Annotated in this window: 17 protein-coding genes; 9 read left to right on the top strand and 8 right to left on the bottom strand. The window is 68.3% G+C overall.

The annotated features are described in order from the left end of the window. Positions 1 to 8 precede the first annotated feature (8 nt). Positions 9 to 1,448 carry a multidrug transporter subunit MdtD gene (gene mdtD / locus ACSQ3N_RS22560; RefSeq protein ID WP_436147999.1) on the top strand — a complete coding sequence of 480 codons (1,440 nt, stop codon included), beginning with the start codon at positions 9 to 11 and terminating at the stop codon, positions 1,446 to 1,448. Between the two features lie 62 nt (positions 1,449 to 1,510). On the opposite strand, the gene ACSQ3N_RS22555 is transcribed toward mdtD, so the two are convergent. Next, the gene (locus tag ACSQ3N_RS22555; RefSeq protein ID WP_436147517.1) at positions 1,511 to 2,626 is read right to left on the bottom strand and encodes an anhydro-N-acetylmuramic acid kinase; all 1,116 of its coding nucleotides are present in this window, start codon (positions 2,624 to 2,626) and stop codon (positions 1,511 to 1,513) included. 172 nt (positions 2,627 to 2,798) lie between these two features. Further along, positions 2,799 to 4,157 carry a M23 family metallopeptidase gene (locus ACSQ3N_RS22550; RefSeq protein ID WP_056162840.1) on the bottom strand — a complete coding sequence of 453 codons (1,359 nt, stop codon included), beginning with the start codon at positions 4,155 to 4,157 and terminating at the stop codon, positions 2,799 to 2,801. Positions 4,158 to 4,362: 205 nt separating this feature from the next. Between ACSQ3N_RS22550 and tyrS the strand changes: the two genes are divergently transcribed. Then, positions 4,363 to 5,601 (top strand): tyrosine--tRNA ligase, encoded by a 1,239-nt coding sequence (gene tyrS, locus ACSQ3N_RS22545; RefSeq protein ID WP_436147516.1) that lies wholly within the window; start codon positions 4,363 to 4,365, stop codon positions 5,599 to 5,601. 67 nt (positions 5,602 to 5,668) lie between these two features. Here the strand turns inward: tyrS and ACSQ3N_RS22540 are convergent, their stop codons facing one another. Together ACSQ3N_RS22540 and ACSQ3N_RS22535 are read right to left on the bottom strand one after the other, a co-directional pair. Continuing rightward, on the bottom strand, positions 5,669 to 6,622 hold the full coding sequence (locus ACSQ3N_RS22540; protein ID WP_436147515.1) for an IS110 family transposase: 954 nt from the start codon (positions 6,620 to 6,622) through the stop codon (positions 5,669 to 5,671). 412 nt (positions 6,623 to 7,034) lie between these two features. Continuing rightward, positions 7,035 to 8,030 (bottom strand): LysR substrate-binding domain-containing protein, encoded by a 996-nt coding sequence (locus ACSQ3N_RS22535; protein ID WP_056162848.1) that lies wholly within the window; start codon positions 8,028 to 8,030, stop codon positions 7,035 to 7,037. Positions 8,031 to 8,167: 137 nt separating this feature from the next. Between ACSQ3N_RS22535 and ACSQ3N_RS22530 the strand changes: the two genes are divergently transcribed. Beyond that, positions 8,168 to 8,734 carry a DUF2917 domain-containing protein gene (locus ACSQ3N_RS22530; protein WP_056162850.1) on the top strand — a complete coding sequence of 189 codons (567 nt, stop codon included), beginning with the start codon at positions 8,168 to 8,170 and terminating at the stop codon, positions 8,732 to 8,734. 105 nt (positions 8,735 to 8,839) lie between these two features. Further along, complete coding sequence (locus ACSQ3N_RS22525) at positions 8,840 to 9,238, top strand: DUF2917 domain-containing protein (RefSeq protein ID WP_056162853.1); 399 nt, start codon at positions 8,840 to 8,842, stop codon at positions 9,236 to 9,238. Between the two features lie 196 nt (positions 9,239 to 9,434). Here ACSQ3N_RS22525 and ACSQ3N_RS22520 read toward each other — a convergent pair whose 3' ends face one another. Continuing rightward, positions 9,435 to 10,031, bottom strand: coding sequence for a TetR/AcrR family transcriptional regulator (locus ACSQ3N_RS22520; RefSeq protein WP_436147514.1), 597 nt, complete (start codon positions 10,029 to 10,031; stop codon positions 9,435 to 9,437). Positions 10,032 to 10,369: 338 nt separating this feature from the next. Between ACSQ3N_RS22520 and fabF the strand changes: the two genes are divergently transcribed. Then, complete coding sequence (fabF, locus tag ACSQ3N_RS22515; RefSeq protein ID WP_056162859.1) at positions 10,370 to 11,662, top strand: beta-ketoacyl-ACP synthase II; 1,293 nt, start codon at positions 10,370 to 10,372, stop codon at positions 11,660 to 11,662. 127 nt (positions 11,663 to 11,789) lie between these two features. Here fabF and ACSQ3N_RS22510 read toward each other — a convergent pair whose 3' ends face one another. Continuing rightward, positions 11,790 to 12,188, bottom strand: coding sequence for a BLUF domain-containing protein (locus ACSQ3N_RS22510; protein WP_056162862.1), 399 nt, complete (start codon positions 12,186 to 12,188; stop codon positions 11,790 to 11,792). 138 nt (positions 12,189 to 12,326) lie between these two features. Here ACSQ3N_RS22510 and ACSQ3N_RS22505 point away from each other — a divergent pair, with 138 nt between their 5' ends. The 3 genes from ACSQ3N_RS22505 to ACSQ3N_RS22495 all read left to right on the top strand — a co-directional run bounded on the left by ACSQ3N_RS22505 (position 12,327) and on the right by ACSQ3N_RS22495 (position 15,631). Beyond that, a complete protein-coding gene (locus ACSQ3N_RS22505; protein WP_056162864.1) occupies positions 12,327 to 13,085 on the top strand; it encodes a Crp/Fnr family transcriptional regulator in 759 nt (252 codons plus the stop codon). A 156-nt stretch (positions 13,086 to 13,241) separates the two neighbouring features. Beyond that, positions 13,242 to 14,669, top strand: a complete 1,428-nt coding sequence (gene glmU, locus ACSQ3N_RS22500) for a bifunctional UDP-N-acetylglucosamine diphosphorylase/glucosamine-1-phosphate N-acetyltransferase GlmU (RefSeq protein WP_056162867.1) — start codon at positions 13,242 to 13,244, stop codon at positions 14,667 to 14,669. A 137-nt stretch (positions 14,670 to 14,806) separates the two neighbouring features. Further along, on the top strand, positions 14,807 to 15,631 hold the full coding sequence (locus tag ACSQ3N_RS22495; RefSeq protein WP_056162869.1) for a sensor histidine kinase: 825 nt from the start codon (positions 14,807 to 14,809) through the stop codon (positions 15,629 to 15,631). A 163-nt stretch (positions 15,632 to 15,794) separates the two neighbouring features. Here the strand turns inward: ACSQ3N_RS22495 and ACSQ3N_RS22490 are convergent, their stop codons facing one another. Continuing rightward, a complete protein-coding gene (locus ACSQ3N_RS22490; protein WP_056162874.1) occupies positions 15,795 to 16,847 on the bottom strand; it encodes a GGDEF domain-containing protein in 1,053 nt (350 codons plus the stop codon). A 341-nt stretch (positions 16,848 to 17,188) separates the two neighbouring features. Then, on the bottom strand, positions 17,189 to 17,677 hold the full coding sequence (locus tag ACSQ3N_RS22485; RefSeq protein WP_056162878.1) for an Lrp/AsnC family transcriptional regulator: 489 nt from the start codon (positions 17,675 to 17,677) through the stop codon (positions 17,189 to 17,191). Between the two features lie 137 nt (positions 17,678 to 17,814). On the opposite strand from ACSQ3N_RS22485, the gene glmS reads away from it, so the two are divergent. Then, positions 17,815 to 19,755: a glutamine--fructose-6-phosphate transaminase (isomerizing) gene (glmS, locus tag ACSQ3N_RS22480; protein WP_056163027.1), complete on the top strand. Its 1,941-nt coding sequence runs from the start codon at positions 17,815 to 17,817 to the stop codon at positions 19,753 to 19,755. The last annotated feature ends 156 nt before the right edge of the window (positions 19,756 to 19,911 follow it).

Here is a 19,911-nt window from a genome sequence, read left to right as displayed (position 1 = left end):
CCACGCAGATGCCGGCACCCACGCCGACGCCCTCGCCGCAATCGCTCAAGCTGCTGCTGTGGCTCGTGGCCATCGGCTTCTTCATGCAGACGCTGGACGCCACCATCGTCAACACTGCCTTGCCGGCCATGGCGCGCAGCCTGGGCGAGAGCCCCCTGCGCATGCAGTCGGTGGTGGTGGCGTATTCGCTGACCATGGCCATGCTGATCCCCGCGTCGGGCTGGGTGGCCGACCGCTTTGGCGCGCGGCGGGTGTACCTGGCGGCCATCGTGCTGTTCGTGCTGGGCTCGGTGTGCTGCGCACTGGCGCAGAACCTGGGCCAGCTGGTGGCGGCGCGTGTGGTGCAGGGGCTGGGTGGGGCGCTGCTGCTGCCCGTGGGGCGGCTGGTGGTGCTGCGCACCTTTCCGCGCGAGCAGTTCCTGCAGGCGATGAGCTTCGTGGCCATCCCGGGGCTGATCGGCCCGCTCATCGGGCCCACGCTGGGCGGCTGGCTGGTGGAGGTCGCGTCCTGGCACTGGATCTTCCTCATCAACGTGCCGGTGGGCATCGTGGGCTGCATTGCCACGCTGCGCTTCATGCCCGGCGGGCCGGTCACCTTCGTCGCGCGCTTCGACCTGGCGGGCTACCTGATGCTCGCGTTCGGCATGGTGTCGCTCTCGCTCGCGCTGGACGGCCTGGCGAGCATGGGCCTGCGCCAGGCCAGCGTGCTGGTGCTGATGGTCTTCGGGCTGGCCAGCCTGGTGGCGTACTGGCTGCACGCCGCGCGCAAGCCGGACCCGCTGTTCTCGCCCAACCTGTTCACGGTAGACACGCTGCGCATCGGCCTGCTGGGCAATCTGTTTTCGCGTCTGGGCAGCTCGTGCATGCCGTTCTTGATTCCGCTGCTGCTGCAGGTGAGCATGGGGTACTCGCCCATGCAGGCCGGCATGATGATGCTGCCCGTGGCCATGGCCGGCATGTCGATGAAGCGCTTTACGACCACGCTGATCACCCGCTTTGGCTACCGGCGCGTGCTGGTGGTCAACACGCTGCTGGTGGGCGTCACCATGGCCAGCTTCGGGCTGGCGAGCCCCGCGCAGCCGCTGTGGGTGCACATCGTGCAACTGGCGGCGTTCGGCGCGGTGAACTCGCTGCAGTTCACCGCCATGAACACCGTCACGCTCAAAGACCTGGAGCACGCCATGGCCAGCAGCGGCAACAGCCTGCTGTCGATGGTGCAGATGTTGGCCATGGGCATGGGCGTGGCGTCCGCTGGGGCGGTGCTTGCGGCCTTCACCAACGTGTTCCCGGCGGGGTCTACAGGGCAGGCGCTGGCGGCGTTTCGGGCCACCTTTGCGTGCATGGGGCTCATCACCATCGCATCGGCCGCCATCTTCTGGCAACTGTCGCCGCACGACAAGACCAGCAGCCGGGCCGCGGCGTCGGCAGATGCGGCAGAGCCGGGCTGACAAGGCGGGCGAGAACACTGCGGCTGCAAGGAGCCGCAATCGCTCCCCAGCGCAACGGGCTGTCAGGCCGGGTAGATGGCGCCCAGCACGCGGGGCCCTACGGCGCCGGTCACGCTTGACAGGTTGCCCGGCTGGCCCATGACCGCCTGGCGTGCCAGCCAGGCGAACGCGGCGGCTTCCACCTGCAGGGCGGGCAGGCCGAGAGCGTCGGTGGCCACCACACGCAGGGCGGGGCACAGGGCCTGCAGCCGGGCCATGAGGTGGGCGTTGAGTGCGCCGCCGCCGCACACCGCCAGCGATGCACTATCTTTTTGATAGCTGCTTGCGCTCATCTGGCAGGCGGTAGCGGTGAATTCGGTCAATGTTGCCTGCACATCCACAGGCCGGGCGTCGCCCCACGCGTGCAGGTGCGCCGCCAACCAGCCGGGGTTGAACAGGTCGCGCCCCGTGCTTTTGGGCGCGCTCTTGTGCAGAAACGGTTCTTGCAGCAGTGACGCCAGCAGTCCCGGCAGCACCTGCCCGCTGGCCGCCCAGGCCCCGCCTGCATCGTACGGCTGGCCCGTGTGCTGCTGGCACCAGTGGTCCATCAGCGCATTGCCCGGGCCGCAATCGAAGCCCAGCACGCTGCCGTCCGCGCCCAGCACGCTGAGGTTGGAGATGCCGCCGATGTTGAGCACCAGCACCGTCTCGCCAGCCCGGCCGAACACGCCCTGGTGAAACGCCGGCACCAGCGGTGCCCCCTGGCCGCCGGCCGCCACATCGCGGCTGCGAAAGTCCGCCACCACCGCAATGCCGGTGCGCTCGGCCAGCAGGGCGGGGCTGCCCAACTGCAGTGTGTAGCCGGTGCCGTCGAATTCCTGCGGGCGGTGGCGCACCGTCTGCCCGTGGGCGCCGATGGCGCGGATGGCGGTGGCGGGCAGGCCGCTCTGGGCCAGCAGCGTGCGCACCACCCCGGCATATGCGAGCGACAGCGCATTGCCCGCCAGCGCGGCGCGGTGCAGTTCGTCGTGGCCAGAGGTATTGAGCGCCAGCAGCTCGGCCCGCAGCTCCGGTGCGAAGCCCGCGCTGGCATGGTGCGTGACCACCATGCGCGGGCCCGAAAAGTCGGCCAGCACCCCGTCGATGCCGTCGAGCGAAGTGCCCGACATCAGGCCGATGTACAGCTCAGAGGCGCTCACAGGAGGCGTGTGGACTGTGATGGCTTGGACTGGACAGTCCCGCGCTCAAAGGCGGCGCCAAGTCGGTCGCCACTGGCGCGGCCCAGACCAGCGGCCGCCGTGCAAGGGCCGCCCCGCCGCGCTGGCGGCGTCCCCCCATGGGGGGAAGGCGCGCAGCGACTCAGGGGGGGCTTCATTCAGCGCTGGCTTGCTCGATCAGCGCTGCGGCATTCAGCTGAATGCGCATGTTGGACGCCAGGCGCTGGAAGACAGGGCGCGATGCGGCCGAGATGGGGGCGGCAGCGTCGCTGGCGGCCACAATGGTCTGCGGGTCCTGGTGCACGCCGTTCACGCGGAACTCGAAGTGCAGGTGCGGTCCTGTGGCCCAACCGGTGGAGCCCACGGCGCCCAGGGTCTGGCCCTGTTCGACCGACTGGCCCTGGCGCACGTCGATGCGGCTCAGGTGGGCGTACACGGTGACGTGCTGGTTGCGGTGCTTGACGAAGACCACATTGCCAAAACCGTTCTGCACGCCAGCGAACTCGATCACGCCGTCGCCCACGGTGCGCACGGCGGTGCCGGTGGGGGCTGCGAAGTCGGTGCCCAGGTGGGCGCGCCAGGTCTTCAGGATGGGGTGCAGGCGCATCTTGAAGCCGCTGGTCACGCGCGAGAACTCGACGGGCGAGGTCAGGTAGGCGCGGCGCATGCTCTCGCCGTCCAGGGTGTAGTACGAGCCCTTGCTGCCCGGCTCCTGGAACCAGATGGCCTGGTGGGTCTTGCCGTTGTTGACGAACTCGGCGCTCAGCACGCGGCCGCTGGACAGGGGCTCGCCGTCGGCCTCCAGAGTTTCGTACACCACGGAGAACCGGTCGCCCTTGCGCAGCGAGCGGCGAAAGTCGATGTTGCCCGAGAACAGCTCGGCCATCTGCACGGCCACGCCGTCGGGGATGTTGGACGCATCGGTGGCGGCGAACAGCGAGCTGTTGATGACGCCGCCCGACAGGCGGCTGCTGGCCGTCATCTTGGCGGTCTCGACGCGCGAGGTGAATTTGTTGTCGCCCGTGCGCTGCACGATCAGGCGGCGGAAGTTGCCGCTATCGTCCGGCACCCAGCGGGCCGTCAGGCGCACCAGGCGGTGGTCGTCGGTGGTTTCGGCCGACACGACGCGGCCGGTACGGCCGAGCATGTTCTGTCTGACGGGCGTGTCACCGCGCATGAAGGCGGCAGCGGCCGGATCGGCCACGCCCATGCGCTGCAGCAGCGATTCGGGTGTGTCGCTGCTGCGCACCTGCTCGGAGCGGTACAGCGAGAAGCCGGGGGCATCGAGCTCGCCCAGCACCATGTTCTCGGCCAGCGATTCGACGGGCAGCGTCACCATGCGCACCGGCATCTCGGCCGGGTCGGGCGCGAAGGACGCCACGGCGAATGCGCCGCCGCCGCCTGTCAGCAAGATGGCTGCAATGGCGGCGGTGATGCGCTTGGGGTGTTTCTGGATCGTGTGGGACAGCCGGTCAAGCAGAGCCGTGCTGGCGGTGGTCAAGCCATGAATCAAAGGTCTATCCCCAGGGTGAACGTGGCTCCATGACACTCCCCCGCTGCGCGCGCTAGCGGGGCAAGGCTGAAGGCACAAGCTGTCAGGTGCAAGGTATCGGCTGCGGGCTGAAGGCGTCGTAACACCGGGCCCACTAGAATCCGGCCTTGGCAAGGTGGGCGCAAGTATAGCGGCGCACGCTGTCTAGACATCCCAAAAAACCCTTATGAATCAATCTGCTGTTACAACAAGCCCGGTGTCCGATGGTGTAGGAAAGGCGCTCGAAATTTCGCTGCGCGGCGTCGACGAGCTGCTGCCCCAGGACGAGTGGGTCCAAAAGCTCGCGCGCTCCGAAGCGTCGGGCCAGCCCCTGCGTGTCAAGCTGGGGCTGGACCCCACCGCGCCCGACATCCACATCGGCCACACCGTGGTGCTCAACAAGATGCGCCAGTTGCAAGATTTGGGCCACCAGGTGATCTTTCTGATCGGCGATTTCACCAGCCTGATCGGCGATCCTTCGGGCCGCAACAGCACGCGCCCGCCGCTCACCAAGGATCAGATCAAGGCCAACGCCGAGACCTACTACCGCCAGGCCAGCCTGGTGCTGGACCCGGCGCGCACCGAGATCCGCTACAACAGCGAATGGAGCGAGCCCCTGGGCGCCAGCGGCATGATCCAGCTGGCCGCCAAGTACACCGTGGCCCGCATGATGGAGCGCGACGATTTTCACAAGCGCTTCACCACCGGGCAGTCCATCTCGGTGCACGAATTCTTGTACCCGCTGATGCAGGGCTACGACTCGGTGGCGTTGAAGAGCGACCTGGAGCTGGGCGGCACCGACCAGAAGTTCAACCTGCTCATGGGCCGCCACCTGCAGCAGGAGTACGGCCAGGAGCCGCAGTGTGTGCTCACCATGCCGCTGCTGGTGGGCCTGGACGGCGTGGACAAGATGTCCAAGTCCAAGAACAACTACATCGGCATCACCGAAGAGCCCAACACGATGTTCGCCAAGGTGCTGTCCATCAGCGACACGCTCATGTGGGGCTGGTACACGCTGCTGTCGTTCAAGAGCCTGGCCGACATCGCTGCGCTCAAGGGCGAGATCGCCGGCGGGCGCAACCCCAAGGACGCCAAGGTGATGCTCGCCAAGGAGATCACCACCCGCTTTCACAGCGCGGCCGCGGCCGAGGCGGCCGAGCAGGACTTCATCAACCGCAGCAAGGGCGGTGTGCCCGATGAGATCCCGGAGGTGAGCCTGTCCGGCGCGCCGCTGGGCATTGGTGCGCTGCTCAAGCAGGCCAACCTGGCACCGTCGGGCAGCGAGGCCAGCCGCCTGATCGACGGCGGCGGCGTGCGCGTGGATGGCAGCGTGGTCAGCGACAAGGGCCTGAAGCTCGACGCGGGCACCTACGTGGTGCAGGTGGGCAAGCGCAAGTTCGCACGGGTGACTTTGGTCGCCCCCTGAGCGGCTGCGCCGCTTCGCCCGGAGGGGGGACGCACCCGGTGGCCCGGCGAAGGTTCTATGGTTCGAGTCAAGCGCTTGGGGTGATGCGATGAGCATCAAACGGCTTGCCCGATCGCCACACAGCAAAGGCAATGCGCAGCAGCTTGCGCGCCAGCACGACCAGGGCCTCTGTGCTCTTGAGCCCCCGGGCGCGCAACGCCTGGTAGGTCGCCGCAAACGTGACCGTGTGGCACGCCGACATCGCCGCCATGAACATCTGGTGGCGCAGCGCCGGATTCCCTCGCTTGGACAAGTGCCTGCGCCCCCTGCTACGCCCAGAGTCGTGGGCCCGGGGATCCAGCCCGCTGTAGGCCACCAGCGCATCACAGCTGCAAAACGCCACGCGATCGAGCACGGTGACCAGCAACGCGCTCGATTGGGGACCGATGCCCACGATGCTTTGCAGCAACGTGCGAGCGCGGTGCAACTGCTCTTGCTCTTTGATCAACTGCGTAATGCGCCCATCGATGGTGTGCAGCAAGGTGCCAAAGGCGTCCTCCAGCCCCGCGGCCGCCTGCGCGATGCTCGTGCTGCAGCCGCGCAGCGACTGACGCAGCGCGGTGCGCTTGGTCACCGCCGTCCAGCGCTGGCCCAGCAACTGCTCCAGTTCGGCCTGACAGGCGCTGGGGACACGGTGCGGGTGCAGCCGCTCGTGGTGCTCGGCCAGGTAGCGGGCAATGATCCGGGCATCCACCCGGTCGGTCTTGCCGCGCGCGCCCAGGCCCTTGGCGTAGAAGTACACATCGCGGGCGTTGAGCACGAACACCGTCAAACCCATGCCGGCGGCCAGGGTGGCCAGCAGCTGGTGAAAGCGGCCGGTGGACTCCATGGCCAAGAGCGCGCCAGGGGGCAGGGTGTGCAACCACTGCACGATGGCAGTGGACTCGTTAGCGACGGCAAGGCAAGCGTCCTGGCCGTGGGTGGCCACGACCAGCTCAGCCTTGGAGACGTCCACGCCGATGAAACAAAGGGGTACTTGCATGATGAGATTCCTCCAATGAACAATGACGATCGTTGGGGTGGAATCCCGCCACAGGCGTTAGCTTGCTTACAGATCGGCGCTGAGGTGCGGCTCAGTTCCTTATCGACGCTCAGGGGCGGGGTGGGGGCTATCTTCGCCAGTCGGTCAAAGCCGATAGCCGGTACTCAGGCCCTCCACCCCAACACCTCCACCATACAAGCCGGCTCCAACGGGTGCACTGGCATCGGGCGCGTCGGTTGTGACCGCTGCGATTTGTCGTTGCGCCTGTTGTATGTGTCGATAAAAATGGCTGCTACCGCTTGATGGATAGGCGCTGGCAGCTATTTTTTTGATAGCGTTTGCTGGTCAGTGCCGCGGCCCTTGCCCTGCTGCCTTTGGTACGTCGTTGCCTCGCTATCCGGCGCGCCCACCTTCAATCCAGATTGTCATTGAGATCCGGGTCGGGCACATCGCCGATGGCCTCGCGCGTGGCCTGGGCCTGCAGTTCCAGCCAGGCGCAGAACGCCTTGATCTCCGGCCGGTGGGCGCTGCGCGGGCCCACCACGAGCCAGTAGGTCAGGGGCGAGTCGATGCGGTGGCCGGGCAGCACCTCCACCAGGTCGCCCGAGGCCAGGGCGTCTGCGATCAGCGGCATGCGGGCCAGGGCGAGGCCCTGGCCTGCCAGCGCGGCCTGCACGATCTGGTGCGCGTAGTTGAAGTACAGCCAGCGCTCGGGCTGCAGCTTGGCCAGATCGCGCGCGTCGAACCAGCGGCGCCAGCTCAGGTATTCCAGGTAATGCGTGCGGTGGGCGTCGCCCGCCTCGATCAGGGTGAACTGCGCCACGTCGGCCGGCGTGCGCAGGGGTTTGCCGCTTTTCAGCAGCCAGGGGCTGGCCACCACCGCCAGTTGCTCGCCGAACAGGCGCGTGCCGCCCTGGGTGGCGCCGCCGGGCATGGCGTAGCGCAACGCCAGGTCCACGTCCGAGGTGTCGAGGTCGATCTGCACGTCGCTTGCATCGATGCGGATGTCGATGCCCGGGTTGTCGCGCTGGAACTCCTCCATGCGCGGGATGAGCCACATCGATGCAAAGCTGGCCCAGGTGGTGATGGCCACGCTGCGCCGGCCGGCCGTCTGGCGCACCAGGCGCACGGCGGCGTCCATGCGTTCGATGGCCGGCGCCACGGCGCGCTGCAGCTGCGCGCCCGCGCTGGTCAGCTCCACCGCGCGCGTGTGGCGCAGGAACAGCGCCACACCCACTTCTTCTTCCAGCGCCTGGATCTGGCGGCTCACGGCCGACTGGGTGAGCGACAGCTCGTCCGCCGCGGCGCGGAAGTTCAGGTGCCGCGCCACGGCCAGAAACGCGCGCCAGTGGCCGGTGGCCACGGCGCGGGTGCGAAGGACGGCAGGGGAGTACTCGGCTGAGGCCATGGCGGGTTCCTGAGAAGTTCCAGATTCATGCGTCGATGGAATGAATAGCGTACCGCGTTTTCATTGGACTGGGTAGGGCGCTGGCGGCAACATTGATGCTCATCAACGCGTATTGAGCGCACCCGAAGGAGCCCGTCATGTCAGCCCGCAACGTTCTGGAATCGCAACAATCCGCCCACGCCCCATCGGCTGGCCGACCTGCGGCCGGTTGCTGGAAACTGAACCCTGGCCGTGCCCTGTCGCTGCATCCGCGAGAGCACGGCGTGCTCGCCATCGCGCAAGGCCGCGCCTGGGTCACCCTGCGGGGCGCGTCGCTGGCCGGGCTGCCGGTGGACCTGCCCCCGGACCTGCCGATGTGCCTGGCCGACCATGTGCTGCAGGCCGGCGAGCGCCTGGTGGTCGCGCCCGGCCAGCATGTGGTGATGGAAGCCTGGAGCCCCGCCGGCACGCCGCCTGAAGCCGTGGCGTTCGAGTGGGCGGCGCAACCCGTTGCACAGGCCCAGCGCCTGTTGCGGCCCGGTGCCGAGTGGGAATGCAGCGTCGCCTTGCCCCTGCGCGACCTGATGCAGGCCCTGGGCCAGGGCGGCCGTGCCGTGGGCCAGGCGGGCGTGCAGGTGTTGGGCGCAGGCAGCCGGCTGGCGGTCGGAATCGCGCGCTTTGCTCTCTTTCGGATAGCAGCACCGCGCGCTCGCACAACGGCTTGAGAACGACATGCAAGAAGAGCATCAATCGACACATTCCTTTTCATTGGACGCCGTGTCTAGCACGCCGCACCATAGAGTCCATCAAGGGTAAACCCGGAGAACGCCATGAACACCACCTCGCACACCTTCCAAGTCCAATCCACCGCTGCCACGGCAAAGTCCGCCCAGGGCACCACTACCGTGCTGCCCGGCAGTGCCGTCAGCCTGACCCCCCGCTCGGCCCTGGCCCTGCGCGTTGCCGAAGGCCACGCCTGGATCACGCTCGATGCCGGCCCCTATGGCACGGGCGCCGAGGCGGGCGACGTCTTCCTGCACGCCGGCCAGACGCTGCAGATCGCTGCCGGCCAGCATGCCGTGGTGGAGCCCATCGGCACCCAGCGCCTGCAGTACCGCGTGGCCGCAGCGGCGCATGCGGAAGGCGCTGCACCCTGGTGGCGCCGCGCGGCCTTCGGCAGCGCTGCAGCCGCCGACCAGCGCGTGGGCGGGGACGCCTGCTGCGCCTGAAGTACGCCGGCCCGGGGCTGCCCTGCAGATCCCGCGCCACGGTGTCGACCCCGTGCCATCACTGGCACTTCATGGGCTGACCCGGAAATCAATGCCCTGAGAGCTTCTGCCGCTTGTCCTGCAAGCGGCAGAAGCTCTTTTTTTGATAGCAAGACAAGACGTGACAAGGCCAGGGCAGCGGGGTGCGCGCCTTGCGTCAGCGTGGCGGGGTCTCCAGCAGGTCGATCAGCTGCGCCTGCAGCGTGACCAAAATTTCTTGCGACAGGGCGGGCTGCCCCGCTGCCGTGGCCCGCGCCAGCGCCAGGCCGCCGACCATGGTGGCCAGCACTTCCATGGCCCGTGCACGCTGGGCCGAGGGCGGGGCGCCCGGCGCGTGGTCGGCCAGCAACTGCGTGAAGCGCTGGATGTTGCGCTCGATGCCTTCGGCAAACACCTGCGACAACTCGGGCCCCGCGCGGGCCGCGTCCACCGCCAGCGCAGCGGCCGGGCAACCGTTGCCGGGTTCGTCGCGGTGCTGTGGCGAGAGATAGCTTTTGATGCGGTCCGCCATGTTGGCGTTGGGCGTGTGCCCGTCCAGCGGCGCGATCGACCAGTCGAACGCACGCGCGCAGGCCTCGCGCACCAGGGCGTCCTTGGACGCGAAATGCCGGTACAGCCCACCGTGCGTCAGCCCGGCGTCGCGGGTGATGTCGGCCACGCCCACGCCCGTCAGGCCGCGCTCGCGGTACAGCCGCGACGCCGCGTCCAGGATGCCCTGGCGGTTCTCTGCGGCCTGTGCTTTGGACACCTTCATGGAAAACCTTTTAATGATTGCGGTCGTACGCAATAAGCTGTTTTGTGCTTATGATGACGGCTCCAATCATAAGCCTCGGCCCCACGGCGGCGTGGCAGGGTGGGGCAACGTCGCTGGCGGCCACCCCGGGTTGCACCGGTCCCCACTGTCCGCAACCGCCACTCGAATGCCACTCAGACGCCGCCGGACGTACTGAACGCCACCGAACACCCGTGGGCGCCACAACCATCCTCAGCAGGCGCAACCCGCGCCGACAACCAGCGAGATGTTTTCATGAAGATCACCCCGTCCCACCTGTGCACCTGCGCAGCAGCCTGCATTCACGGAGCCGACCGCTGATGCGCCGCATCGTCATCACGGGCATGGGCCTGGTCTCGCCCTTGGGCAGCAGCGTGGAACTGGCCTGGCAGCGCCTTTTGGCCGGGCGCTCGGGGGTCACCCGCCTGCCGGAGGGGGTCGCTGAAGGCGTGCCCGCACAGGTCGCCGGGCGTGTGCTGAGCGTGGCCGAAGACCCCGAGGGCGGCTGGGATGTGGACGCCATCGTCTCGCCCAAGGACCAGCGCAAGATGGACCGCTTCATCCCGTTTGCGCTGGGCGCAGCGCAGCAGGCGCTGGCGCAGGCCGGCTGGCCTGTCGCAGCTGTCGCGGGCGGCGATGCGGCCGCGCTCGCGCGCACGGCCACCGTCATCGCATCGGGCATCGGCGGGTTCGGCGCCATTGCCGATGCGGTGCGCACCACCGAAACGCGCGGGCCGCAGCGGCTGTCGCCGTTCACCGTGCCGTCGTTCCTGGTCAACCTGGCGGCGGGGCATGTGTCCATCCGCCACGGGCTCAAGGGCCCGCTGGGTGCTCCGGTGACGGCGTGCGCCGCCAGCGTGCAGGCGCTGGGCGATGCCGCCCGCATGATCCGCTGCGGCGAGGCCGACATCGCGGTGTGCGGCGGGAGCGAGGCCGCCATCGACCGGGTGAGTCTGGGCGCATTCGCTGCGGCCAAGGCGTTGTCCACGTGCTTCAACGACGCACCGCCCGAGGCCTCGCGTCCGTTCGATGCGCAGCGCGACGGCTTCGTGATGGGCGAGGGCGCGGGCATGCTGGTCATCGAGGCGCTGGAGCACGCCCTGGCCCGCGGCGCGCAACCGCTGGCCGAACTGGTGGGCTACGGCACGTCTGCCGACGCGTACCACATCACCTCGGGCCCCGAGGACGGCGATGGTGCGGCACGCAGCATGGAGGCAGCCCTGGCGCAGGCGGGGCTGCGCGCAGGCGAGGTGCAGTACCTCAACGCCCACGCCACCTCCACCATGGTCGGAGACCGGGGCGAGCTGGCTGCGATCCGCCGCGTGTTCGGCACCGAGGGCGGCATCGCCGTCAGCTCCACCAAGTCGGCCACGGGCCACCTGCTGGGCGCTGCGGGCGGTGTGGCGGCGATCTTTACCGTGTTGGCGCTGCGCGACCAGGTGGTACCCGGCACGCTCAACCTGCACACGCCCGATGAGCAGGCAGCGGGCCTGGACATGGTGGCGCTGGCGGCGCGGCCCATGGCGCTGTCGCACGCCATGGTCAACGGCTTCGGTTTTGGCGGGGTGAATGCCACGCTGGTGCTGCGGCGCTGGCCGCAAGGGCAGGCCTGATCCAAAGACCTGAGGGGCAAGTCTGAGTGGCTGCGCGAGCGCCGGGCGGGTTGCCGTGCAACCGGCCCGGCGCGGCGCGGTGGGACGACGGCCAGCCCGTGGGTGGGTGGCCGGGGGAGGGGTGGTCTCAGTAGTCCAGCTCTTCGCACACGGCGGTGAAGGCGGCCAGCGCGGCCTCGCCGTCCAGCTGCTCCATGCGCGCGAGCGCGTCCACGTCTTCCACGGTGCTGAAGGCCAGGTTGAAGTTCTGGAACCGCCGGCCTGCGAGCAGCCCGTGGTGCAGGACTTCGACGTTCACATGGCGCGGGTCGTTGCGGATGCGCTCGATGAGCTTGAGCACCGCTTTCTTGGGCCCCTCGAACTGCTGGCAAAAGCGCTGGCCGTCGAAAATGAGCAGCCCGGTGATGTCCATCCTGGTGTTGGCCACGCGGGCGGCGGCGGCGATCTCGGCCACGACGCTCAGGGGTTGGTCGGGCGCGAGCATGCTGACGTACAGCACCTCGTACAGTGCGGGGGAAAGGTTCATAGGGATGCCCCAATGTAGGCCGGGGCAGCGCGGTCGCGCAATGTCAAAAGACATACGCGGCATTGGCGCGTCACTTGCGCAACATCTGCGCTCTTGCGGTGTTGCGCGCGCAAGGACCGCTTCTAAAATCGCCGCACCATGAGCGCTGTCCCCCCTGTAGTCCCCGCCTGCCCTCCTGCCTGCCGAGCCTGCGGACTGCGCAAGACCGGCGCGTTCACGCTGGTGGAGCCGCAGGTGCTGGACTTCATCGAGGGGTTCCGCAGCGACACCATGGCGGTGCAGCCCGGCGACGCGCTGGTGCGCGAAGGGCAGGGCAACGCGCGGCTGTTCACGCTGTATTCGGGCTGGGCGTTTCGCTACAAGACGCTGAGCGACGGGCGCCGCCAGATCCTCAACTTTCTGCTGCCGGGCGACCTGGTGGGCCTGCAGCAGGAGTTCGGCGACGCGTCGGCGCACGGGGTGGAGGCGCTGACCGCGTGCTCGCTGTGCGTGTTCCAGAACGACAGCCTGTGGGCGGTGTTCCGCGAGCACCCGCGCCTGGGCTACGACATGACCTGGCTGGCCGCGCACGAAGAAGGCCATGTGGACGACAACCTGCTCACCGCCGGGCGGCGCAACGCCACCGAGCGCGTGGCCATGCTGCTGATGCACCTGTACCGGCGGCTCGACCGCATCGGCATGGCTGAGGGTGGCACCGTGGCGTTTCCGCTTACCCAGCAGCACATCGCCGATGCACTGGGGCTGTCGCTGGTGCACACCAACAAGACGCTGCGGCGCCTGTCGATGCTGGGCCTGCACGAGCTCAAAGACGGGCGGCTGCGCCTGCTCAACACCCGCGCGCTGGCCCGCATCGCCGAGTACTACGACACGCCCCCGCGCCTGCTGCCGCTGCTGTAGCCTGCCGACAGGCATCAAAAACGGCCTTGCCGCGCATCTGGCAAGCGCCAGGCGCTATGTTTTGCATAGCATGCGGCGTGGTGTGCGCTGCAGCCGATAATCCCGTACCGACCTGCGCACGCACCGTGGCGCGGCCCGCACTCTCCCTCATCGTTCATGACGCAACTCGACATCCTCATCATGGCGGCCGGCAAGGGCACGCGCATGAAAAGCCGCATCCCCAAAGTGCTGCAGCGCCTGGCGGGGCGCCCGCTGCTGCACCACGTACTCGACCAGGCCGCACACCTGCAGGCCCGCAGCGCGGTGGTCATCACCGGCCACGGTGCTGCCGAAGTAGAAGCCGCCTGCACGGGGGCCGCGAGTGGCAGCCGTGGTCTGGATGTGAAATTTGCGCGGCAGGAGCCGCAGCTGGGCACGGGCCACGCGGTGCAGCAGGCGGCGCCGCTGGTGGCTGACGACGGCACGGCCGTGGTGCTGTCGGGCGACGTGCCGCTCACGCACGCCGGCACGCTGCGCGCGCTGGTGGATGCGAGCACGCAGGATGGCGGCGGGCGCCTGGCGCTGCTCACCGTCACGCTGGCCGATCCCACCGGCTACGGCCGCATCGTGCGCGACGCCGAGGGCGCCGTGCAGGGCATCGTCGAACATAAAGATGCGAGCGAGGCCCAGCGCGCCATCACCGAGGTCTACAGCGGCATCATGGCCGTGCCCACGCGCCAGCTCAAAGGCTGGCTGGCACGCCTGACCAACGACAACGCCCAGGGCGAGTACTACCTGACCGACATCGTCGCCATGGCCGTGGCCGACGGCGTGCCCGTGGTGGCGCACCGCATCACCGATGCGCTGCAGGTGGCCGGTGTGAACAGCCCGCTGCAACTGGCCGAGCTGGAGCGCGCGCACCAGCTGCGCGTGGCGCGCAGCCTGATGGAGCAGGGCGTGCGCCTGGCCGACCCGGCACGCCTGGATGTGCGCGACGACACCCGCACCGGCGCGCGCGGCGAGCTGCAGTGCGGCCAGGACGTGGAGATCGACGTGAACTGCATCTTCACCGGCCGCGTGGAGCTGGGCGACGGCGTGAGCATCGGCGCGCACTGCTGCATTGCCAACGCCACCATCGCCGCGGGCGCGGTGATCCACCCCTACACCCACATCGACGGCGAAAAGGCCGGTGCCAGCGTGGGCGCCGGTGCGCTCATCGGCCCGTTCGCCCGCCTGCGCCCCGGTGCGCAACTGGGCCGCGAGGTGCACATCGGCAACTTCGTCGAGGTGAAGAACAGCACGCTGGCCGACGGCGCCAAGGCCAACCACCTGGCCTATCTGGGCGACGCCACGGTGGGCGAGCGCGTGAACTACGGCGCCGGCAGCATCACCGCCAATTACGACGGCGCGAACAAGCACCGCACGGTGATCGAGGCCGACGTGCACATCGGCAGCAACTGCGTGCTGGTGGCGCCCGTCACCATCGGCGCAGGTGGCACGGTGGGCGGGGGCAGCACCATCACCAAGAGCACGGCACCGGGCGCTTTGAGCGTGGCGCGCGGCAAGCAGGTCAGCATCGCCAACTGGGCGCGGCCGAAGAAGTGAGGAGCGCTGTGAGCCGCTGCGCGCCTTCCTCCGCCCTGATGGTGCGGGGCAAGAATGCGCCCGGTAGCCCGGTGCGGCCGATGGCGCTTTGGCTGGCCCTGGCCCGGGCGTCGCGCCAACTTCAAGGGGTGTGAACGATGAGCGACAACGACACCGCGCAGACCCTGCTGCAACTGCGCACCGAGCTGGCCCGCAGCCAGCAGCAGGTGGCCGACATGGCCGCGGCGCACGAGGACTTTCTGCGCGCGGTCTCGCACGACCTGCGCGCGCCGCTGCGGCACTTCACCTCGTACGGCACGCTGGTGCGCGAGACGCTGGGCGACCTGCCTGCCGCCGTGGTGCAGGGGGCCGAGGTGCAGGAGGCGCTGGGCTTCCTGGCCACCATGGACCAGTCGGCCCGCCGCATGGGCCTGATGATCGACGCGCTGCAGGCCTTGGCGCGCGCGGGCAAGGCCCCCGTGCGCTGGCAGCCGGTACCGCTGGCCGACGCGGTGGCGCAGGCGCGCGCAACCCTTGCCAGTGCACACGCAGGGCGTGAGGTGCAGTGGCGCATCGCCCCCGACCTGCCCACGCTGAATGCCGACCCGGAGCTGCTGCAGGAATTGCTCGGGCAACTGCTGGGCAATGCCCTCAAGTTCACGCGCAATATCCCGCAGCCCGCGCTCATCAGCGTGCAGCCCGTGGCGGCGGATGCGCCGGGTCAGGTAGGGTTCACGGTGACGGACAACGGTGCGGGGTTCGACCCGGCACGTGCGGGCCAGCTGTTCGGCGTGTTCCAGCGGCTGCACCGCGAGACCGAGTTCGACGGCGTGGGCGCAGGCCTGGCGCTGTGCCGGGTGATTGCGCAGCGCCATGGCGGCGCCATCACCGCTACGGCGGGCGTGGGCGCGGGCTGCACGGTGCGGGTGCAATGGCCGGCGGCGCTGCCCGGTGCTGCTGCGGGTGGTTGGGGCGGTGGTTGATGCCGTGGTTCAGGCAGTGGTTCAGGCAGTGGTTCAGGCAGTGGTCGAGACGGACCCGCGGTGGATCGCCCCAAACCGTTCGGGTTGAGCCTGTCGAAACCTTGCGCGGCGCTTCTACGCGCTCAGCGTGAAAGGGCTGGGTGCCGTCCCATGTCGGTGGTCATCACACCGCAGGCACCAGCTCCGGCTCCATGCACCCCGCCACGCGGTTGCGGCCCGCCTTCTTGGCGGCGTAGAGCGCGGCGTCCGCAGACTCGATCCAGGCGCGCAGGTTGCTGTGGCGGTGGTCGGCGGGGGCCACGCCGATGCTGCTGGTCAGGCGCAGATCGGGCAGCTCGCGCAGCCGCACGCCTTCGGCCTGGGCCCTGATGCGCTGTGCAATGGCCAGCGCATCCTGCGCCCGCATGCCGGGCAGGATGATGGCGAACTCATCGCCGCCATAGCGCCCCGCACAGTCGCCCGCCCGCACATGGCCGCGCACCACGTGGGCCAGCGCACGGATCACCTCATCGCCCACGGCATGGCCGTGCTCGTCGTTGACCTCTTTGAAGTGGTCGATGTCCATCATCAGCATGCAGGCGGGCTCGTCGGTGGTGTGGTGGCGCCGCAGTGCGGCCTCGGCCTGCTCCTGCCAGTGCCCGCGGCCGAACAGGCCGGTGAGCGAATCGATGCGGCGCAGCTCGTCCAGCATCTGGTTCTGGCGTGACACCTGGCGGATGAGCTGGTAGCTCACCACGCTGACCGACAGCGTGTGCAAGGTCATCACCGGCAGGCAGGCCAGCAGCACGGCGAACGACGTCTCGGGTGCCCAGTGCCAGCCCGTGAGCACCGCGCTGGCCACGCCCGCCAGCAGCATCACCGGAATGGACCGCGCCCACAGCCCGCGGATGCCGGTGGTCACCTTGTCCACCAGGGTCAGCGTGAGCAGCAGCACGCTGGGCAGCAGGTTGAAGTGCATCAGCGGCACAAAGGCCGCCGCCGCCGCCGAATCGACCAGCAGATTGCGCATCTCTGTCCGGTACGGGTCGGTGCTTTGGCGACTCAACAGATAGGCCACGTGCGGCCACACGAAGGCCGGCAGCACCATGCCCAACCAGGCGTACACCGAGGCGTGGCGCTCCCACAGCACCACGCCCACCACGGCGCCACCCAGGCCCATGCCCAGCACGCGCAGCGGGTAGATACGGCGGGGCATCTGGCGTTCGGGCGTCGGCATCGATGGAGAAGGGGTGTGGGCCGCGCCCGCCGGGGGCGGAGTGCGATGGGGCTGAGGTCTGTGTAAAGAAGGCTGGCGGGGAGCTTACCGTGGGCCGCCGGCGCAGGCCAGAGAGAAATGACCTACATCTGACGCGGGGCGGACAGGCCGACCCGTCGTTGCACAGATCGGCCGCGGATCGACCGTGAAGCGACCACGACTCAACCGCCACTTCACCACGACTCAAACCACGATTCAAACCACGATTCAAACCACGATTCAAACCACGATTCAAACCACGATTCAAACCACGATTCAATTGGCGATTGGTTTGCTATATTTTGTATAGCTGCTAGCGCTTGTTAATCCAGCGATACAGGCACTTTGGTATCGAATTTGGCCCGCCGCGTGGCAAAGAAGGCCTTCACGTTCCGCACATTCGCGTCGCCGGTAAAAAGCCGCTGCGACAGCGCCAGATACCCCGGCATGTCCCGGGTGTGCGCCACCAGCACGAAGTCCGGCCCCGGCGACACGCGCCAGCACTGCTGCACTGCGTCGTCGGCCACCGCGCGGGCTTCGAAGGCATCCAGGTGCTCGGAGCCCTGGCGGTCCAGAGACACCTCCACGATGCACGAGAGGCCGTGGCCCTGGATGGCGGCCAGCCGGTCCGGCTGCAGGATGGCCACCTGGCGCTCGATCAGCCCGGCCTCCTGCAGCCGCTTGACCCGCCGCAGGCAGGTGGGCGGGGACACATGCACCTGCTCGGCCAGCGACTGGTTGCTCTGGGCGGAGTCGGTTTGCAACAGGTTCAGCAGCTGCAGGTCCGTGGCATCGAGGGTTATGGATTCCATATTGATTGCGATTATGAAACTTAAATTCACATTCGTGGGTGGGTGAAATTTAAGTTCATTTCACTGCAAATATCGATGAGAAATTGTTTTGGAGCGTGCCTACCATCCCGGCATCCATCTCACACAAAGGCATCTCCATGTGCGGCATCGTCGGCGCAGTCTCCACGCGCAACATTGTTCCCATCCTCGTGCAAGGCCTGCAGCGGCTGGAATACCGGGGCTATGACTCCTGCGGCGTGGCCGTGCACGGCGCCAGCCTGGACCCTGCCCGCCACGGCACCGAGCGCGGTGGCCTGCAGCGTGCCCGCAGCACGGCCCGCGTCGCCGAACTGCTGGAGCAGGTGCAGACCGACCACCTGGACGGCGCCACCGGCATCGCCCACACCCGCTGGGCCACCCACGGGGCGCCCGTGGTGCACAACGCCCACCCGCACTTCAGCCACGGCACGGGTGCCGACGCCCAGGCCCACAGCGCGGGCCGCGTGGCCCTGGTGCACAACGGCATCATCGAAAACCATGAAGAACTGCGCCGCGCCCTGCAGGCCCGCGGCTACGTGTTTGCCAGCCAGACCGACACCGAGGTCATCGCCCACCTGGTGGACAGCCACTACAGCGGCGACCTGTTCGACGCCGTGCAGGCCACCGTGGCCGAGCTGCATGGCGCCTACGCCATCGCCGTGATCCACCGCGACGAGCCGCACCGCGTGGTGGGCGCGCGCGCCGGCTCGCCGCTGATTCTGGGCGTGGGCTCCGGGACTGCGGGCTCGGTCGTGGGCGAGCACTTCCTGGCCAGCGACGCCATGGCCCTGGCCGGCGTCACCGACCAGATCGTGTACCTGGAAGAGGGCGACCTGGTGGACCTGCAGCTGGGCCGCTACTGGATCGTCGGCAAGGACCGCGCTGCGCTCACCCCCGCGCAGCGCCCCGTGCGCACCGTGCAGGCCCACAGCGGCGCGGCCGAGCTGGGCCCCTACCGCCACTACATGCAAAAGGAAATCTTCGAGCAGCCGCGCGCCATCGCCGACACGCTCGAAGGCGTGGAAGGCATCGTGCCCGAGCTGTTCGACGGCGCAGGCCTGCACGGCGAGCCCGGCGCCGCCGCCTGGCGCGTGTTCAAGGAGATCGACAGCGTCCTCATCCTGGCCTGCGGCACCAGCTACTACAGCGGCTGCACCGCCAAATACTGGCTCGAAGAAATCGCCGGCATCCCCACGCAGGTGGAAGTGGCCAGCGAATACCGCTACCGCACCAGTGTGCCCAACCCCCGCACCCTGGTCGTCACCATCAGCCAGTCCGGCGAAACAGCCGACACGCTGGCCGCGCTGCGCCACGCGCAGTCCCTGGGCATGTTGCACACGCTGACCATCTGCAACGTCGCCACCAGCGCCATGGTGCGCGAATGCAAGCTGGCCTACATCACCCGTGCGGGTGTGGAGATCGGCGTGGCCAGCACCAAGGCCTTCACCACGCAGCTGGCGGGCCTGTTCTTGCTGACGCTCGCGCTGGCCCAGTCCAAGGGCCGCCTGACCGAAGCGCAGGAGGCCGAGCACCTCAAGGCCATGCGCCACCTGCCCGTGGCCCTGCAGGCCGTGCTGGCGCTGGAGCCCCAACTCATCAGCTGGGCCGAAGACTTCGCCCGCATGGAAAACGCCCTGTTCCTGGGCCGCGGCCTGCACTACCCCATCGCGCTGGAAGGTGCGCTCAAGCTCAAGGAGATCAGCTACATCCATGCTGAGGCGTATCCCGCCGGCGAACTCAAGCACGGCCCCCTGGCCCTGGTCACCAGCGCCATGCCCGTGGTGACGGTGGCGCCCAACGACGCACTGCTGGAAAAGCTCAAGAGCAACATGCAGGAAGTGCGCGCCCGCGCCGGCGTGCTGTACGTGTTGGCCGATGGCGACACCCGCATCGAAAGCGGCGAAGGCCTGCACGTGATCCGCATGCCCGAACACTACGGCCCCTTGAGCCCGCTGCTGCACGTGGTGCCGCTGCAGCTGCTGGCGTATCACACGGCGTGTGCGCGGGGGACGGATGTGGACAAGCCTAGGAATTTGGCGAAGAGTGTGACGGTGGAGTGAGGGGGTTATTGTCGCTATTGATAATCCGGGTAATTAAATTCGTAAACTCGCAAATAAAGTCGTGAACAAGCCAATAGCATCCATGCGGTTTTGCGATCTGATTATTTGTAACGATAAGATCGAATTCGATGGTTAAGAATACCTGGGTATGCGAAG

Origin of the sequence: Acidovorax sp. LjRoot194 (genome assembly GCF_964253015.1) — a bacterium.
In the GTDB taxonomy this organism is placed as follows: domain Bacteria; phylum Pseudomonadota; class Gammaproteobacteria; order Burkholderiales; family Burkholderiaceae_C; genus Acidovorax.
The sequence above is the reverse complement of the archived record's forward strand: the minus strand, read 5'-3'. Positions and strand labels throughout refer to the sequence as shown.

What these genes read in the sequence shown, in the direction of transcription:
- mdtD (WP_436147999.1), top strand. Translation starts at nt 9, where the DNA reads ATGCCGGCACCCACGCCGACGCCCTCGCCGCAATCGCTCAAGCTGCTG.
- tyrS (WP_436147516.1), top strand. Translation starts at nt 4,363, where the DNA reads ATGAATCAATCTGCTGTTACAACAAGCCCGGTGTCCGATGGTGTAGGA.
- ACSQ3N_RS22540 (WP_436147515.1), bottom strand. Translation starts at nt 6,622, where the DNA reads ATGCAAGTACCCCTTTGTTTCATCGGCGTGGACGTCTCCAAGGCTGAG.
- ACSQ3N_RS22535 (WP_056162848.1), bottom strand. Translation starts at nt 8,030, where the DNA reads ATGGCCTCAGCCGAGTACTCCCCTGCCGTCCTTCGCACCCGCGCCGTG.
- ACSQ3N_RS22530 (WP_056162850.1), top strand. Translation starts at nt 8,168, where the DNA reads ATGTCAGCCCGCAACGTTCTGGAATCGCAACAATCCGCCCACGCCCCA.
- ACSQ3N_RS22525 (WP_056162853.1), top strand. Translation starts at nt 8,840, where the DNA reads ATGAACACCACCTCGCACACCTTCCAAGTCCAATCCACCGCTGCCACG.
- ACSQ3N_RS22520 (WP_436147514.1), bottom strand. Translation starts at nt 10,031, where the DNA reads ATGAAGGTGTCCAAAGCACAGGCCGCAGAGAACCGCCAGGGCATCCTG.
- fabF (WP_056162859.1), top strand. Translation starts at nt 10,370, where the DNA reads ATGCGCCGCATCGTCATCACGGGCATGGGCCTGGTCTCGCCCTTGGGC.
- ACSQ3N_RS22510 (WP_056162862.1), bottom strand. Translation starts at nt 12,188, where the DNA reads ATGAACCTTTCCCCCGCACTGTACGAGGTGCTGTACGTCAGCATGCTC.
- ACSQ3N_RS22505 (WP_056162864.1), top strand. Translation starts at nt 12,327, where the DNA reads ATGAGCGCTGTCCCCCCTGTAGTCCCCGCCTGCCCTCCTGCCTGCCGA.
- glmU (WP_056162867.1), top strand. Translation starts at nt 13,242, where the DNA reads ATGACGCAACTCGACATCCTCATCATGGCGGCCGGCAAGGGCACGCGC.
- ACSQ3N_RS22495 (WP_056162869.1), top strand. Translation starts at nt 14,807, where the DNA reads ATGAGCGACAACGACACCGCGCAGACCCTGCTGCAACTGCGCACCGAG.
- ACSQ3N_RS22490 (WP_056162874.1), bottom strand. Translation starts at nt 16,847, where the DNA reads ATGCCGACGCCCGAACGCCAGATGCCCCGCCGTATCTACCCGCTGCGC.
- ACSQ3N_RS22485 (WP_056162878.1), bottom strand. Translation starts at nt 17,677, where the DNA reads ATGGAATCCATAACCCTCGATGCCACGGACCTGCAGCTGCTGAACCTG.
- glmS (WP_056163027.1), top strand. Translation starts at nt 17,815, where the DNA reads ATGTGCGGCATCGTCGGCGCAGTCTCCACGCGCAACATTGTTCCCATC.